Origin of the sequence: Carboxylicivirga caseinilyticus (assembly GCF_050589785.1) — a bacterium.
GTDB lineage: Bacteria > Bacteroidota > Bacteroidia > Bacteroidales > Marinilabiliaceae > Carboxylicivirga > Carboxylicivirga caseinilyticus.
This window is the reverse complement of record NZ_JBNGOX010000006.1, coordinates 59,042-73,484: the sequence shown is the minus strand read 5'-3', so window position 1 is coordinate 73,484 and position 14,443 is coordinate 59,042. Positions and strand designations below refer to the sequence as shown.

Sequence of the window (14,443 nt, the reverse complement as noted above, 5' to 3'; positions counted from 1 at the left end):
GAAGAACTGGCTAAAATGTCAGTTCTTTTTTTTATCCAATGGCAAAGTAAAATAGAAAGTGGATCCTTCATTTTCAACTGATTGAACCCAGATATCACCTTCCATTATCTCTATTAAACGCTTGCAAATTGCCAACCCAAGTCCGGTTCCACGCTGCTTCATCTGATCATTATACTCTGCCTGCAAGAAACGTTCAAATACTTTATCAAGGAAATCAGCAGGTATTCCAATACCTGTATCCTGAACAAAAAATTTCAGGTAGGTATTCTCAATTTCATATCCAACTTTAACTGTCCCATTCAGTGTAAATTTCAGTGCATTGTTAACCAAATTGGTAAGTACCTGACGCATCTTCATCTCATCGGCATAGACAATCTGCATTTCTGAGTTCTCCGGACATTCAATCTGAATTGTATTATGATTCTGGCGAGCCAATGGTTGAAAAAAGACGCTTATATCACGAAGTAAATCATTTACTTTAATGTCTGATTTCATGATATTGATCTGTCCTGTTTCAATGCGAGAAATCTCGAGAACATCATTGATGATGTCCAATAACTGATGACCACTACTGATAATAACATCCAGATATTCCATCCGTGTTTTATTATCACAATCTTCAGCTCTTACCAACTCGGCAAATCCCAGAATCCCATTCATAGGTGTTCGAATCTCATGACTCATATTTGCCAGGAATGAACTTTTTAACCGATCACTTTCTTCTGCTTTCTGCTTGGCCAATAAAAGTTCCTTGTTCTTTCTTTCCAATTCACTCGCCGCTTTTCTTCTCTCTCGCAAATCTCTAATGATTGACAAGTAATAATTGGCATGAGGCCTTTTGGAATTCATCTCAACCGGTATCAACTGACCTTCTTTTCCGGTTATATCTCTTTCGAATATCAGCGTTTGCCCCTTATTCAGCATATCGAATCGCAATGGCTTATCTGATAATGATTGCTGTGAGAAAATTTTCTTAATATGAAACCCAATAATATCTTCACGATCATATCCTGTCATCTTAAGAAAAGCTTCATTCACCTCAATCATTCTCCCCTGAAGATCTCCAATCAAGATTCCATCGCCGGCATTCTCGAATACTTCACGAAACTTGCTTTCACTATCTTTCAGGGCCTGTTCGGCTATCTTTCTTTCAGTCACATCACGCAGGGCTGCAACCCTTACTTCTTTACCATGATAGATACAATTTTTACCTGTAATCTCAACCGTAAAAGTGGACCCATCTTTTCTTAAACCGGTTGCCTCGTATGCGTGCGTTACGCCATTCTTAATGTTGGTCATCACCAACTTTCTCGAATCTTCAGTAAAAATTTCTAAAGCATGCCTACCTATTAATTCTCCGGGGTCATAGCCAAACATCTCGCAGCCAACGTTATTTACCTCTAGTCCTAATCCATTATCATGAATAAAGATGCCCTCATGAGCAGCGTCCGACAAGGCTTTAAACCTTGATTCGCTCTCTTTGAGTTCTTGTATTAAATTAATTTGTGGTTGATCATTTAATAAGGCTTCCAGCCTTTTTACTTTCTCCTCCAGCTCTTCGTATGTAGGCTTCTTATTCATTAAGGCAATCTAGTTTACAATTGCAATCTCTAATATATGAATTTATAGCCTAAATCAATTGTTTTAGCCTGAAAAGAAAACAAACACTAATTGTTTATGCCAATAAAAAATCCAATTCATCATTTAATGATCCCACTTTTTCATTGGTGGGTATCCAGCAGCCTTTCTCTATCAGATATTTCTTCAATAAAAGGAAATAAGTTAACGGGAATTCATCCTTCTGCCATTTTTGTTCGTAATTGAGTAACCCCAAACGCTTAATGAACTTATCCAGTTTATGAATGATGGCATAATAAAAGTCAGTCATATTCATTGATCCCTCACCTACCAAAGTGCCCGTTGATTCATCAAACAAATCTTCGTATTGAATCAATTTAATGGTCACATTTATGCCATCTTCAGTTCCAATAACCCAACGCAGAAATCCAGTTTCATCATACCAATCAACCCAACTAATATTATCCTCACCCCAGATATGAGATGGTTCAAATATTAATTTTGCCATTCCTTTGAGCAATTCAAATAGCGGATTTCCACTGTTTGTTACTTCAAATGTGATTTCTCTTTCGTTAAAAATAACTTTACCGGAAGCCTTACCTCCGGTTCCCAGTTCATACGTAAAATCAAATGGATACTCCGACTGATCTTTATTTTCATCATTATCGGCAGTGTAAAACGGCAGGTTAGTTAGGTTTGTTTTCACTATTCAGAGAATTTTGCGGGTGTTTCTTGAATTTTAGGTTAAATATAGAAAAGATGTTTGAAAATAAAAGCTTAATGCTTCATTTTTAGCTAATAAACTAAATTATATCCTTTAAACTATACCCTTGTCGAATTAGTGATTCCGGTTTCATCAATTCGTCCAGAACTTCTTTCTTTATCAAATTAAGACTATTATTTGCCTCAAAAATACTGGTATTATTTTGTCTCATAAACCGGGCAAACTGTGTTGCTTTATGATAACCGATATAAGGAATCAGCGCTGTACTTATTGCAGGATTCAGAAATATATCCTCCTCTTCTGATGGAATTTCCAGACCTACAACCAGGTTATTTAACATTGAATGATTGGCGTCAATCAATAAATGCAATGATTCGAGTAATGCATCACCAATAACGGGTAAATATGCATTTAACTCCAGACAGCCCTGCCCGCACAAGTTAGATATTAACAAATCATTTGCGTAAATCTTATGCACCGAACTAATGACAAACTCTGGTATAACCGGATTAATCTTACCCGGCATAATTGAACTACCAACCTGACGTTGTGGAATCAGTAATTTACTACCTGAAGCAATATCTGAAGCCAATAAACGGAGATCGTTTACCATCTTTTCAAGATTTACTGCATGTGCTTTAAGTATAGCATGAACCTCCACAAAGCTATCCAGGTTAGAGGTGGTATCTGTCAGGTTCTCTCCCCTCGTAACGGGTACACCAGTTAGATGTTGCAGCTCATTAACAACGTGCATAATAAAGAAACGGGGAATACTCAATCCGGTACCTGTTGCTCCTCCTCCCAAATTCACTTCTTTAATACGTTCCGAACATTTCGAAACTCTCCACCAATCGCGCGACAAAGCATTATTATAGGCACTAAAAAGTTTATCATAAGTAGATGGCACCGCTTTCTGCATCTGCGTATACCCGTGACGTAACACATTACGATGTTCCTTTTCGAGCTTTTCAACCTGCTGGCGATGTTCATTAATTATCTCTTCCAGCTTATCCAGAAGTATCATTGCTGCCACTTTTAAGGCAGTTGGTACGGTATCGTTGGTTGATTGAAAAACATTAGCATGTTCAAAAGGATCTACCTTTTTATAATCACCCGGAACACCACCTAGCTTAAGAATTGCAAGGTTGGCAATGATCTCATTGACATTCATATTGATCGACGTACCCGCTCCGCCTTGTACAGCAGGAACAATAAACTGATCAAAATGCTTTCCTCCTGCAATTTCTGAGGCAGCTTCCTCCAGCACTTCAATAGTTGTATGATCAAAGAATGTAATGGGCAACTGGTCTGAATTATACTTTTCTTCAGCCGCTGCTTTAAATTTAGCATAGGTTCGATAGCAGGCAAGCTTGACTTTACCCATTGCTTTATACCATTCCAATTGAAATGGTTTTTGATTAGGAAAATTTTCCCTGGCTCTTAAGGAATGTATCCCATAAAGAGCTTCTGACGGCAATGACAGTTCACCAAGAAAATCTGCTTCCTTTCTCATAAATGTTGATTGTTACATTGGACGGGCATATGCCTGCACATCTTCTTCGGTAATGCTGTTTTGACCAAGAATGATTAATCGTTCAATTACATTTCGAAACTCACGAATATTACCGGTCCAGTTAATGGTTTTTAGCTCATCAACAGCACTATCCGTAAATGATTTTAAAGGCATTCCTAATTCAGCACAAATAAGCTTATTAAAATGGTCCGTCAGAATTGGAATATCTTCCTTACGATCATTTAAAGAAGGAACGTGAATCAATATCACGCTTAATCGATGATACAAATCCTCTCTGAAATTACCTTTCGAGATTTCTTCTTTTAGATTTTTATTGGTTGCAGCCAGCACTCTCACGTCAACTTTGATATCCTTGTCACTACCTACACGACTAATAATATTTTCCTGTAATGCTCTTAATACTTTGGCCTGAGCAGGCAAACTCATATCGCCAATCTCATCTAAAAAAATGGTACCACCATTGGCTTGCTCAAATTTACCTTTGCGTTGCTTATGAGCAGATGTAAAGGCTCCTTTTTCATGACCAAACAACTCGCTTTCTATCAACTCAGATGGAATGGCAGCGCAATTGACCTCAACAAATGGCATAGATGCACGGTTACTTTTTTCGTGTAACCAACGGGCAACCAACTCTTTTCCGGTTCCATTCTCACCTGTAATCAATACGCGCGCATCGGTTGGTGCAACTTTATCAATCATATCTTTCACCCTGGCAATCGGCTCTGATTCTCCGATCATCTCGTAGGTTTTACTAACCTTACGTTTCAGCACTTTAGTTTCAGTTACCAGATCTTTTTTCTCAACAGCATTACGAATGGTTACCAGCAAACGATTAAGATCCAGTGGCTTTTCAATAAAATCGTAAGCTCCTTTTTTAATCGCTTCCACTGCTGTATCAATATTACCATGACCAGAGATCATTATTACAGGTGCATCATTCTCATGATTGATGATCTTATCCAACACCTCCATGCCATCCATATTAGGCATTTTAATATCGCATAAAACAACATCGTACTTATTGGCATTATACATTTCAACACCTTCTTCTCCATGCTCTGCTAACTCAACGGTATGACTTTCGTATTCCAGGATATCTTTAAGGGTATTTCGTATACTACGCTGATCGTCGATTACTAATATTTTGGCCATTCTGAGTGTTTATAACTGGTTTCGTAATATTTGATAAATAGTTCCTTCCTTTAGCGCAAAAGCACACTGCCAGAAGGTTTTTAATTTAAATTCACGAACGATGAAGTTAATAAAAATACTTGCTAATACAATCATTTCAACCCGGTGCAGATCCATGCGCTCCATTTTTTCACGTTCGGCATGAGTTGATTTTAGAAACTTAAAATGTAACTCTTCAACGAATTGCAAGGGCACATGATAAGTCAGTATTTTTTGCATATCCAAATGTGGATGATGAATAGCCGCAATCATTCCGGCAATCGTATCAAACGAACCGGATGAACCAATTAAAGTATCACAGGGATATTTCTCAAACGCCTCATACAATAATGCCAGTTCGTCTTTTATATAGCTTTCTACAGCTTGAATTTCTTCATCTGAAATAGGATCAGACGGTTGAAAACGATCCAACAAACGAGCCATTCCCAAATCAAAGCTGTGCTTCCAAAGAACACCATCTTTATTAGCAATAATAAATTCATTGGAACCACCGCCAATATCAAGTATCATCACTCGTTCTTCTCCAATTGGCACTATCTGCTTTACGCCATCAAAAATCAATTGAGCCTCTTTTTGCCCATCAATCACATTGATATCCAAACCACATTCGTCTTTTGCCCTTTGAACAAATTCCTGTCCGTTTGAGGCACTGCGAATTGCAGCCGTAGCAATACAAACCACTTTTTCGACCTTATAAGGTTCCATTGTAATCTGATGCGTTTTTAGTGCCGCAATACCACGATCCATTGCCTCAGGCAATATTCTGCGATCATTTATCCCACCTTTACCAAGCTTGGCAGGATATTTACTTTCATGTAATATCTGATAAGATTCCTGCCCGTTTTTTTCAGCAATGAGCAGATTGATTGTATTGGTTCCTAAGTCAAGTATTGCTATGCGCATAAAAGTTTATTTTGAGTATGCTAAAATACTAAATTGCAAGAAAAAGCCGGGCTAACCCGGCTCATCTGAAGTATTTATTTTCCTGAATATCTAAACCACTTCCAAAGTTCACCATACGACACTTTCTTTCCGTACATTAAAATTCCTGTACGATAGATACGTCCGGCAAACCAGGTTGTAAAAATAAATGTGCCTGTAAGTATTAACATTGATAATATTAGTTCCCAGATAGGCGGCTCAAAAGGCATACGAGCCATCATTACTATTGGAGATGTAAATGGAATCATTGAAAACCAGAAAGCTAAATCACCAGCTGGATTCCTAAATGCTGCCATGGCCACATAAATAGATAATATGAGTGGCATCATTACCGGCATGACAAATTGCTGACTATCGGCTTCGCTATCCAAGGCGGCTCCTAAAGCAGCAAATAAACTTGCATATAACAAATATCCCCCAATAAAGTAGAATACAAAAGCGAACAATATGCCAACCAGATTAATGGCTTTAATTTTACTGGTAACATCAGTAAAGTTTTTCTGAAATTCAGTCATCTCGACTGAATTACTATTATCATCTAAAGCCTGAACACTTTCAATCTGACTATCCATTCGGGTTGGGACCTTACCTCCATCAAAAACAAAAGCTGAAATTCCGAAATAAAGCATCATAGTCAACACTACCCAAATAGCAAACTGTGTAAGGGCAACCATTGCTATACCCACTATTTTCCCCATCATTAACTGAAATGGCTTTACTGATGAAACAATCACCTCAACAATACGGCTTGTTTTTTCTTCAAGAACACCACGCATTACCTGTGTACCATAAAGAAGTACAAAGAAATAAACCAGCATGGCAAAAACCAGAGCCGCCATAATTGTAATAAACTGTGAACTCTCTTTTTCTGTTCCATCTTCACCCAGCTTAATGGTTTTCACCTTAACTTTTACATTATTAACTTCCTTAATAATGGCATCTAAACCACTTATATTATAACTGGCCAACTTCTTTTGTTCGAGTAACTGCTCCAATTTTCTTGAAATATGCTCCTTCACATCAATGGTAATTTGAGCATCTGAATAAATAGTCACAGCATCAGGATGATCTAGCAAATCTTTTTCAATAAACAGATAAGCATAATAACCTTGCTCCTTATAATCAGAAGCAACCTCTTGCTGATTACTATTTTGTAACCAGTCGAATTTCAGAAATTCTGTATCTGTTATCTGCTCTGCATACTCACCTGTCTGATCAACAATAGCAATACGCTTTTCAGTAGTATCTTCCATTGATGAAAACCAGGCTGGCAACACCATCATTGCTCCAAATAAAACAGGACCGATAATACTCATTACAATAAAGCTCTTCTTACGAACCCTGGTAAGATACTCGCGTTGTATAATAAGTGAAATTTTACTCATGACTATTCGTTTACGGGATTAGGTTGATTACTTTGTTCCACTACCTTAATAAAGATTTCATTCATCGACGGTAATAATTCCTGCATTCCTTGAATCTCAACATGGTCAATAATTTTGCTAACCATCTGATTAATGGAACCCTCTTTGGGCATTTGAACCATAGCTGTGTTCATTCTGTGATTCTGAATAATATTTTGAATCAGATAATCGCCTCCCAAAAATTTATCCAATGTATCTGAATCACCTGTAAAATCAAGTTTGATCAGATTGTCCTTGTATTCTTGCTTGATATCATCAACCTGTCCGGTTAAAATCGTTTTCGATTTATTGATTAAAGTAATATGATCACAAATTTCTTCAACCGATCCCATATTATGAGTACTAAAAAGAATAGTTGCTCCCTTCTCTTTCTGAGCAATAATTTCCTGCTTAAGAAGATTGGCGTTAATTGGATCGAATCCACTAAATGGTTCGTCGAAAATCAACAGCTTTGGATCGTGTAGAATGGTCACAACAAACTGAATTTTTTGCTGCATCCCTTTTGATAGCTCTTCTACCTTTTTATCCCACCAGGCCTGAATCTCGAATTTCTCAAACCAATATTTTAATTTTTTGATAGCATCGTTTCGAGATAGTCCTTTTAAACGGGCAAGATAGATGGCCTGCTCACCCACTTTCATCTTTTTATATAAACCCCGTTCTTCGGGCAGATACCCAATACGATGAACATCTTCTGGCTTTAATTTTTGCCCATTGATTAAAATCTCACCGGAATCAGGACCCGTAATTTGATTAATTATTCGAATCAATGTTGTCTTTCCTGCTCCGTTCGGACCGAGCAATCCGTATATAGAACCTTCAGGAACTTCCAGATCAACATGATCGAGAGCAAGGTGAGCTGCATACTGCTTTACCACCTTTTTTGCTTCTAAAAACATCATAGGTTATTGTTAAGTTAATTATAAACCAGATGTGAAGATAAGATTTTTAAAAAGCTTAAAAAAGTGGAATTTCAATGCTGATAGATAATCAAAAGTGTTTAAATACCTCAATTAGAACCATCCGGCACCCAATTGCTCACGAAATGGCCATGGAATAGAAACCATTATCAAGACAAAACCTATGAAATTAGCCCAGAATAAAACCTTATGACTTTTAAAATTAGTATATGATTTTGAACGGATTTGTCCAACAGTTATAAAAGCTATTGCAATCAGCATTAATAAAGGATGTTCCAAGGTAAAGAAACGAATAATGGCTCCTCCGAATAATTCGGGATCGAAAATCACTTTCGGGCTTACAAAAAATAAAACAGCTCCAATTAAAAACTGGATGTGTATTAAAGACATGGATATAACCGCAATTCTTCTGTTACCTGCAGTAAAGTTTCGTTTACCTAACCAACCCCAAAGGCTCTGAACAATAACAGCAACCAATAATACTATTACTATATATCGTAATCCACTGTGTGCATGAAGTAATCCTGTATACATATTTTCTTCTTTTTTTGATAAAAACATATTGCTAATAGAAAAGTTTATAAGACACTTGTTTTACTTATGTTTTTTATTTTACTTTGCAATTCAAAGTTCTATGTAATGAAAGATAATAATCCGACAATTCAAGATATCAAGGCGATTCGCCAAATGATGGAAGAGTCATCAAAATTTCTGTCTCTTAGCGGGCTTTCGGGAGTTGCTGCCGGTTTAGTTGCAATAATTGGTGCAGCCATAGCTTACTTCTTTATATTGGATTCAGGAATGGTAAAATACGATGAGCACATGGTCGATCTGTACCACGGCAATACCTTGTTTATACGACTTGGATTATTGGGAATTGCAACTGGGGTATTAATTGTAGCAGTAACATTTGCATGGTGGTTAAGCTATAGAAAAGCCCGTAAGGCAAAAGTATCATTCTGGACACATACTGCTAAAAAAGTAATGTGGAGCATGGTTTCAATCTTAACGATAGGAGGTCTTTTTAGTCTGATCTTGATCTATCATGAGAACATTCGAATGGTTGCCTCTGTTATGCTTATTTTTTACGGAATTGCTTTGATTATGGCATCGCGCTATACACATCGTGATATTCAGTACTTAGGGTACATTGAAGTCGTATTAGGATTGGCAGCTGGCATATTTCTTAATTACGGATTGTTATTCTGGACCCTTGGCTTTGGAGTATTTCATATAATTTACGGTATTGTAATGTACCTTAAATACGACCGATGAAAGAGATTATAGCAGGACTAAATAAGAATTTTGAGAATCGGGTGAGATTAGGCATTATGTCTGCTCTTATGGTAAATGACGTACTCGATTTTAATGCACTCAAAGACCTGCTGGGTGTAACGGATGGAAATTTAGCCAGTCACCTGAAGGCACTGGAGACAAACGAGCTGATTAATGTATCAAAAAAATTTGTGGGCCGAAAACCCAATACAACATATAGTGTAACCGAGTATGGAAAATTATCTTTTAAGAAACACCTCGCTGCACTTGAACAACTATTAGGTAATACGTAATTTTTTTTAATCATTCACTTTGTTTTACAAAGTACTTTATTTAATAATTATGGAAGTAAAACTTAAAACAACAGGAACAGAGCAATGGTATCAAACCATTACTTTTAAACTAGTTACAGTTGGCATACTGATACTGGTATTACTCATTCCCTTAAGCATGGTAAAATCTGTGATCCGCGAGAGAGAAGCCACAGATCAACAAGTAGAAACTGAAATAATGCAACAATGGGGAGGTCCGCAAATCATTTCTGGTCCGATTATGCATGTACCGGTTTACTACAATTCTTTGGATAAAGATGGACACGAAATCAAAACAAAACGATGGTTACACATCATGCCGGATGAATTAAACTCACAAGGTTTTATCGAACCCGATAAAAAGCATCGGGGAATTTACGAAACTGTTATTTACAATACGAACCTCTCTATCAAAGGTAATTTCGACTCATTGAGCAAACTCAACCCTGATGCAGATGAAGTTGATTGGAGCAAAGCCTGTATATCAATCGCCATAACTGATAACAGAGGAATAAAAGGAAAGGTAGACTTTAAAATAAACAACCAATCATACGATCCGGAAGCAGGCATGGCAACTACCGATCTGGCTACTTCAGGAATGACAGTCAAGTTCCCTGTTTCAAGCGAAATGCTGGAACAAAAAATTCCATTTGACATTGCGATAAACATCAGTGGAGCAAAGGCTATTTCTTTCAATCCTATTGGGAAAAAGACAGATATCAATCTGTCATCAACATGGAAAGATCCAAGTTTTAACGGTTCGTTCCTGCCTACCGAAAGCACTATTTCTGATGATGGTTTTAAAGCCCAATGGATCATCACTCATCTCAACCGCAATTTCCCGCAATACTGGATCGGTTCGAAACATTCAATCAACGAACATCAACTGGGTGTTGAATTATACGTTCCGGTAAATCATTATCAAAAATCATTACGATCAGCTAAATATGGAATTCTTATTATCTGCCTTACATTATTGGTTTTCCTTTTTATCGAATTGGTTAAAAAGAAAACAATCCAGCTTTTACAATATTTGCTGGTGGGTCTGGCTTTGGTGTTGTTTTTTTCTATCCTCACCGCGCTGAGCGAATTTATGGGCTTCACATGGGCATACCTGGTTGCATCTGCAGCAATCATTTCAATGGTAACACTATATTCTTATGGAGTGTTGAAAGATAAGGTGCAGGCTTTTTGGGTAGCAGCACTATTAATTATTCTTTATGCATTCTTATTTGTTCTTCTGCAATTAAACGACTTTGCATTCCTAGCTGGTAACATTGGATTGTTTGTAGCTTTGGCATTTATCATGAAAGCTTCGACTAAACTAAAAAGCACTAATTCGACCCCTTCGAATTAGTGCCTGATTCCTAATATTATTTTTGATTTTTGAATAGGTCCTTCGGGACCTATTCTCTGCTTATCAACCAATATGATTTTACGCGCTTGGCGAAAGCCACCGCATCTTCGGCGAATATTTTACCCAATAAAGGCCATAAATCTCTTGTTATATGTCTTCTTTCATTAGTAAGACTTTTAATTAAACTCTGCTTTTCATCTTCACCCATAATCTGGTCAGGAGTTTCTTCAATGATAGCAATGGTTTCCGCATGATTATGATCATCGCCCAATAATTCTGCTGCCACACTCAGTGATGAAGAATAGGTTACAAAATATTCAGGCCAAACAGCTTCCATTAACAGCATTTGATTGTACAAATATTTTACTTTCTTACGCAACTGGTGAAGAGCTTCATCATCCAGCCTTAACTGAGCATCTTCTATCTTATCAAGACATCTTTTGTAAGCATGAATTACACCATTATGAATGGTATGAGGTCCGAGATTCTGAACGGGATATTCTTTTACTACTTTCAACTGCCTCTTGCAATGTTTAAATATATCCTCCATCACACCTTTCTCTGTCAGCAACCTTAATTCCTTTTCTTTTTGCTCATTTAAATATCCAATAAAACGAATAAAACTTTCTTCACCAATAACCAACTCCTCAGCCTCAAAGCAATTAGCCAGATACGAAATGATCACATGTATATCCCGTAATCGTGAAAGACGGGCAGCAAATTCCTTATATTTCACATTCTCTGAAAGAAAAAGCTCTTCACCTATATCATAGCGAATCAGTCGAAGAACTGCTCTCAAACGTTTGAAAGATTTTCTGATTTCATGGGTTGATAAATCAATATTAACAGGAATACGGGCCTGCTGTTTTATATAATTCAATTGTTCGATGATAACACGCTGAATTCCTTCCCCTAATTCTTCCTCGTTGTCTATTATAAATCGATAGGTTGCCATAGCATTCGTTTTATATTTCAAACTACTAATTAATTTGCTGAAATTCAACTGCAATTTTGCTTCTTCTTTAAATTTCATAACTTTCAGTTGGAATGGACCCATTTATTGCTTTCCTTTTCTAAATCATTTGATCATGAATAAACTGATAATCTTACTATTAATCACAGTTTTATCAAATTCAACATTATTAGGTCAGGCAATAAGTAACAGTGGAAACAGCGTTCTTTTTGATGAAAACTCCTTATTAAAAATTACTTTAAACACAGATTTTTCACAATTAATTAAAAGAAAGGACAACGAAGAAATCTATTTCAGTGGAGAATGCACCTTTCATTGGTCTGATTCATATAAATTTGATGTACCACTAAAAATTAAAGCAAGAGGTTATTACAGAAGAATTAACTGTTATTTCCCTCCTCTGATGTTAAACTTCAAACCTGATTCTCTAAAAACAGCTGAAGGCACTTATGGTAAAATTAAACTGGTGACTCATTGCCAGAAATCAAAAATTTACAAAGATTACCTGCTAAAAGAATATCTGGCATACAAACTTTATGAAATAATAAGTCCGAATAGTTTGAAAACACGCCTGGTTGAAGTTACATACACCGACACCGGCAAACGTGAAAAACATGCAAAAAATATTGGTTTCTTAATTGAGCCTTTAGATGCCATGTGCCGAAGAAATAATTCGATTGAATTAAAATCAAGTGCATTCCATCTTTCTGAAGTCGATGAATTGGAAGCAGACCGGGTAGCTCTGTTTATGTATATGATTGGCAATACAGATTGGAGAATTAAAAGTGGTCATAACATCAAATTCATCAAACCTAATAACTTTAAAGTTCTTAAAGTAACCCCTGTTCCTTACGACTTTGATCATGCAGGACTTATCAATGCAGCATATGCCAATCCTTCAGAGTGGTCAGTTGCCCAAAGCATAACCGAAAGAGACTTTTTAGGAAAATGCCGAATAACCAACCGTAACTATGGAATACTGGTTAATGGTTTTATGGAGAAAAAAGACCTTATCTATCAAACCATCCTTGAATTTGAATGGCTTGAACAAAACAAACGAAAAGTGCTTTTAAAATATATCGAATCATTTTTCAATGAACTGGAAAAACCTGATCGATTTATAAAGAAATTGAATAACACATGTCTAGATGATTATTAATTAATGGAAGTAAAGAGTATAAGTATATTGGGTTGTGGATGGTTAGGCTTTCCTTTGGGTAACTCACTGGCAAATGACGGTTGGATAGTTAAGGGTACATCAACATCATCAGAGAAGATCGCTCGCCTGAAAGAAAACAATATTAAACCATACTTAATTGATTTAAATGATCAGCCTGATTTTCTTGATTTTCTTAATTCAGAGATTCTGATTATTAATCTACCTCCCAGAAAGCTTAATAATCCATTAGAGCAATACCAAATATTAAGTTCATTAATAGATAAGAGTCCCGTTCAGAAAGTCATCTTTATAAGTTCTACTTCTGCCTACGACAATTCAAACCGAATTGCCACTGAGGATGATACCATCTTGCTACCCGACAATTATAACAAAACCATCAACTTCGAGCGTATTTTTCAAAAACTAAATAATAAAGTAAACATTATAAGATTTGCTGGTCTAATAGGTCCGCAACGTCATCCTGGCCGATTCTTTGCAAACGGCAAAAGCATTTCCGATCCCAACATCCCGGTAAATCTTATTCACCTTGATGACTGTATTTCCATCATAAAACTGCTTCTTAATAGGAATCAATGGAATGAGATTTACAATGCTTGCGCCGATACACATCCTACAAAACTGGAGTTTTACACAAAAGCATCAGAAAAACTGGGTTTCCCATCACCACAAGTAATAACATCCAATGAAACCAATGAAGGAAAGGTTGTTAGCAACGAAAAACTTAAATCCCAGTTAAACTATCAGTTTCAACACCCTGATTTATTAGGCCTTTTGGATAAAAATTGCTTTTAAGACGCGTGGTTTGGTAAATCAATTCACTTCATATAGTTTTGTAGAGATTCAATTCATTTGAATTAGTTTGAGTTTATTAAGAAGAAGGGAGAGACAGGCTCGCAGAACTTCTGGCAACCACCAATGGCAGGTGCCAAAACCTGATTCCAGTTAGGAAGATAATGAATTTAAACCTTTTAATATGATACTTCAGATATTTCGAATGCCCTGACAGGGCTTGTTTACATTATCCTTTAACTAGG

General features: G+C 36.7%; 14 protein-coding genes and 1 riboswitch. Of the genes, 5 read left to right on the top strand and 9 right to left on the bottom strand.

Going from position 1 to position 14,443, the window contains the following annotated elements; translation table 11 throughout:
- Positions 1–18: 18 nt before the first annotated feature.
- From ACRD62_RS04880 to ACRD62_RS04845, 8 genes are all read right to left on the bottom strand, one after another.
- Positions 19–1,581, bottom strand: a complete 1,563-nt coding sequence (locus ACRD62_RS04880; protein WP_430819007.1) for a PAS domain S-box protein — start codon at positions 1,579–1,581, stop codon at positions 19–21.
- 94 nt (positions 1,582–1,675) lie between these two features.
- Complete coding sequence (locus ACRD62_RS04875) at positions 1,676–2,284, bottom strand: hypothetical protein (protein ID WP_430819006.1); 609 nt, start codon at positions 2,282–2,284, stop codon at positions 1,676–1,678.
- Positions 2,285–2,381: 97 nt separating this feature from the next.
- Entirely contained in the window at positions 2,382–3,815 is a 1,434-nt protein-coding gene (locus ACRD62_RS04870; RefSeq protein ID WP_430819005.1) for a lyase family protein, read from the bottom strand.
- A 12-nt stretch (positions 3,816–3,827) separates the two neighbouring features.
- Positions 3,828–4,988: a sigma-54-dependent transcriptional regulator gene (locus ACRD62_RS04865; protein WP_430819004.1), complete on the bottom strand. Its 1,161-nt coding sequence runs from the start codon at positions 4,986–4,988 to the stop codon at positions 3,828–3,830.
- 9 nt (positions 4,989–4,997) lie between these two features.
- The gene (locus ACRD62_RS04860; protein ID WP_430819003.1) at positions 4,998–5,930 is read right to left on the bottom strand and encodes a Ppx/GppA phosphatase family protein; all 933 of its coding nucleotides are present in this window, start codon (positions 5,928–5,930) and stop codon (positions 4,998–5,000) included.
- A gap of 74 nt (positions 5,931–6,004) precedes the next feature.
- On the bottom strand, positions 6,005–7,354 hold the full coding sequence (locus tag ACRD62_RS04855) for an ABC transporter permease (RefSeq protein ID WP_430819002.1): 1,350 nt from the start codon (positions 7,352–7,354) through the stop codon (positions 6,005–6,007).
- A 2-nt stretch (positions 7,355–7,356) separates the two neighbouring features.
- On the bottom strand, positions 7,357–8,295 hold the full coding sequence (locus ACRD62_RS04850; protein WP_430819001.1) for an ABC transporter ATP-binding protein: 939 nt from the start codon (positions 8,293–8,295) through the stop codon (positions 7,357–7,359).
- 111 nt (positions 8,296–8,406) lie between these two features.
- Positions 8,407–8,847, bottom strand: coding sequence for a hypothetical protein (locus tag ACRD62_RS04845; protein WP_430819000.1), 441 nt, complete (start codon positions 8,845–8,847; stop codon positions 8,407–8,409).
- Positions 8,848–8,952: 105 nt separating this feature from the next.
- Between ACRD62_RS04845 and ACRD62_RS04840 the strand changes: the two genes are divergently transcribed.
- From ACRD62_RS04840 to creD, 3 genes are read left to right on the top strand one after another with little or no spacing between them, the layout of a single operon-like run.
- A complete protein-coding gene (locus ACRD62_RS04840) occupies positions 8,953–9,588 on the top strand; it encodes a hypothetical protein (protein WP_430818999.1) in 636 nt (211 codons plus the stop codon).
- Complete coding sequence (locus ACRD62_RS04835; protein WP_430818998.1) at positions 9,585–9,881, top strand: winged helix-turn-helix domain-containing protein; 297 nt, start codon at positions 9,585–9,587, stop codon at positions 9,879–9,881. Before ACRD62_RS04840 ends, ACRD62_RS04835 begins: the two co-directional genes overlap by 4 nt.
- 49 nt (positions 9,882–9,930) lie before the next feature.
- Positions 9,931–11,256 (top strand): cell envelope integrity protein CreD, encoded by a 1,326-nt coding sequence (creD, locus tag ACRD62_RS04830; RefSeq protein WP_430818997.1) that lies wholly within the window; start codon positions 9,931–9,933, stop codon positions 11,254–11,256.
- A 49-nt stretch (positions 11,257–11,305) separates the two neighbouring features.
- On the opposite strand, the gene ACRD62_RS04825 is transcribed toward creD, so the two are convergent.
- A complete protein-coding gene (locus ACRD62_RS04825) occupies positions 11,306–12,289 on the bottom strand; it encodes a CHAD domain-containing protein (RefSeq protein ID WP_430818996.1) in 984 nt (327 codons plus the stop codon).
- A 55-nt stretch (positions 12,290–12,344) separates the two neighbouring features.
- Here ACRD62_RS04825 and ACRD62_RS04820 point away from each other — a divergent pair, with 55 nt between their 5' ends.
- Together ACRD62_RS04820 and ACRD62_RS04815 are read left to right on the top strand one after the other, a co-directional pair.
- Positions 12,345–13,388, top strand: coding sequence for a hypothetical protein (locus tag ACRD62_RS04820; protein ID WP_430818995.1), 1,044 nt, complete (start codon positions 12,345–12,347; stop codon positions 13,386–13,388).
- Between the two features lie 3 nt (positions 13,389–13,391).
- The gene (locus tag ACRD62_RS04815) at positions 13,392–14,201 is read left to right on the top strand and encodes an SDR family oxidoreductase (protein WP_430818994.1); all 810 of its coding nucleotides are present in this window, start codon (positions 13,392–13,394) and stop codon (positions 14,199–14,201) included.
- Between the two features lie 70 nt (positions 14,202–14,271).
- Positions 14,272–14,368, top strand: a riboswitch (SAM riboswitch).
- Positions 14,369–14,443: the final 75 nt, after the last annotated feature.

Coding starts and splice junctions, on each gene's coding strand:
- ACRD62_RS04850 (WP_430819001.1), bottom strand. CDS start 8,295: ATGATGTTTTTAGAAGCAAAAAAGGTGGTAAAGCAGTATGCAGCTCAC.
- ACRD62_RS04865 (WP_430819004.1), bottom strand. CDS start 4,988: ATGGCCAAAATATTAGTAATCGACGATCAGCGTAGTATACGAAATACC.
- ACRD62_RS04815 (WP_430818994.1), top strand. CDS start 13,392: ATGGAAGTAAAGAGTATAAGTATATTGGGTTGTGGATGGTTAGGCTTT.
- ACRD62_RS04820 (WP_430818995.1), top strand. CDS start 12,345: ATGAATAAACTGATAATCTTACTATTAATCACAGTTTTATCAAATTCA.
- creD (WP_430818997.1), top strand. CDS start 9,931: ATGGAAGTAAAACTTAAAACAACAGGAACAGAGCAATGGTATCAAACC.
- ACRD62_RS04860 (WP_430819003.1), bottom strand. CDS start 5,930: ATGCGCATAGCAATACTTGACTTAGGAACCAATACAATCAATCTGCTC.
- ACRD62_RS04880 (WP_430819007.1), bottom strand. CDS start 1,581: ATGAATAAGAAGCCTACATACGAAGAGCTGGAGGAGAAAGTAAAAAGG.
- ACRD62_RS04855 (WP_430819002.1), bottom strand. CDS start 7,354: ATGAGTAAAATTTCACTTATTATACAACGCGAGTATCTTACCAGGGTT.
- ACRD62_RS04835 (WP_430818998.1), top strand. CDS start 9,585: ATGAAAGAGATTATAGCAGGACTAAATAAGAATTTTGAGAATCGGGTG.
- ACRD62_RS04845 (WP_430819000.1), bottom strand. CDS start 8,847: ATGTATACAGGATTACTTCATGCACACAGTGGATTACGATATATAGTA.
- ACRD62_RS04840 (WP_430818999.1), top strand. CDS start 8,953: ATGAAAGATAATAATCCGACAATTCAAGATATCAAGGCGATTCGCCAA.
- ACRD62_RS04870 (WP_430819005.1), bottom strand. CDS start 3,815: ATGAGAAAGGAAGCAGATTTTCTTGGTGAACTGTCATTGCCGTCAGAA.
- ACRD62_RS04825 (WP_430818996.1), bottom strand. CDS start 12,289: ATGAAATTTAAAGAAGAAGCAAAATTGCAGTTGAATTTCAGCAAATTA.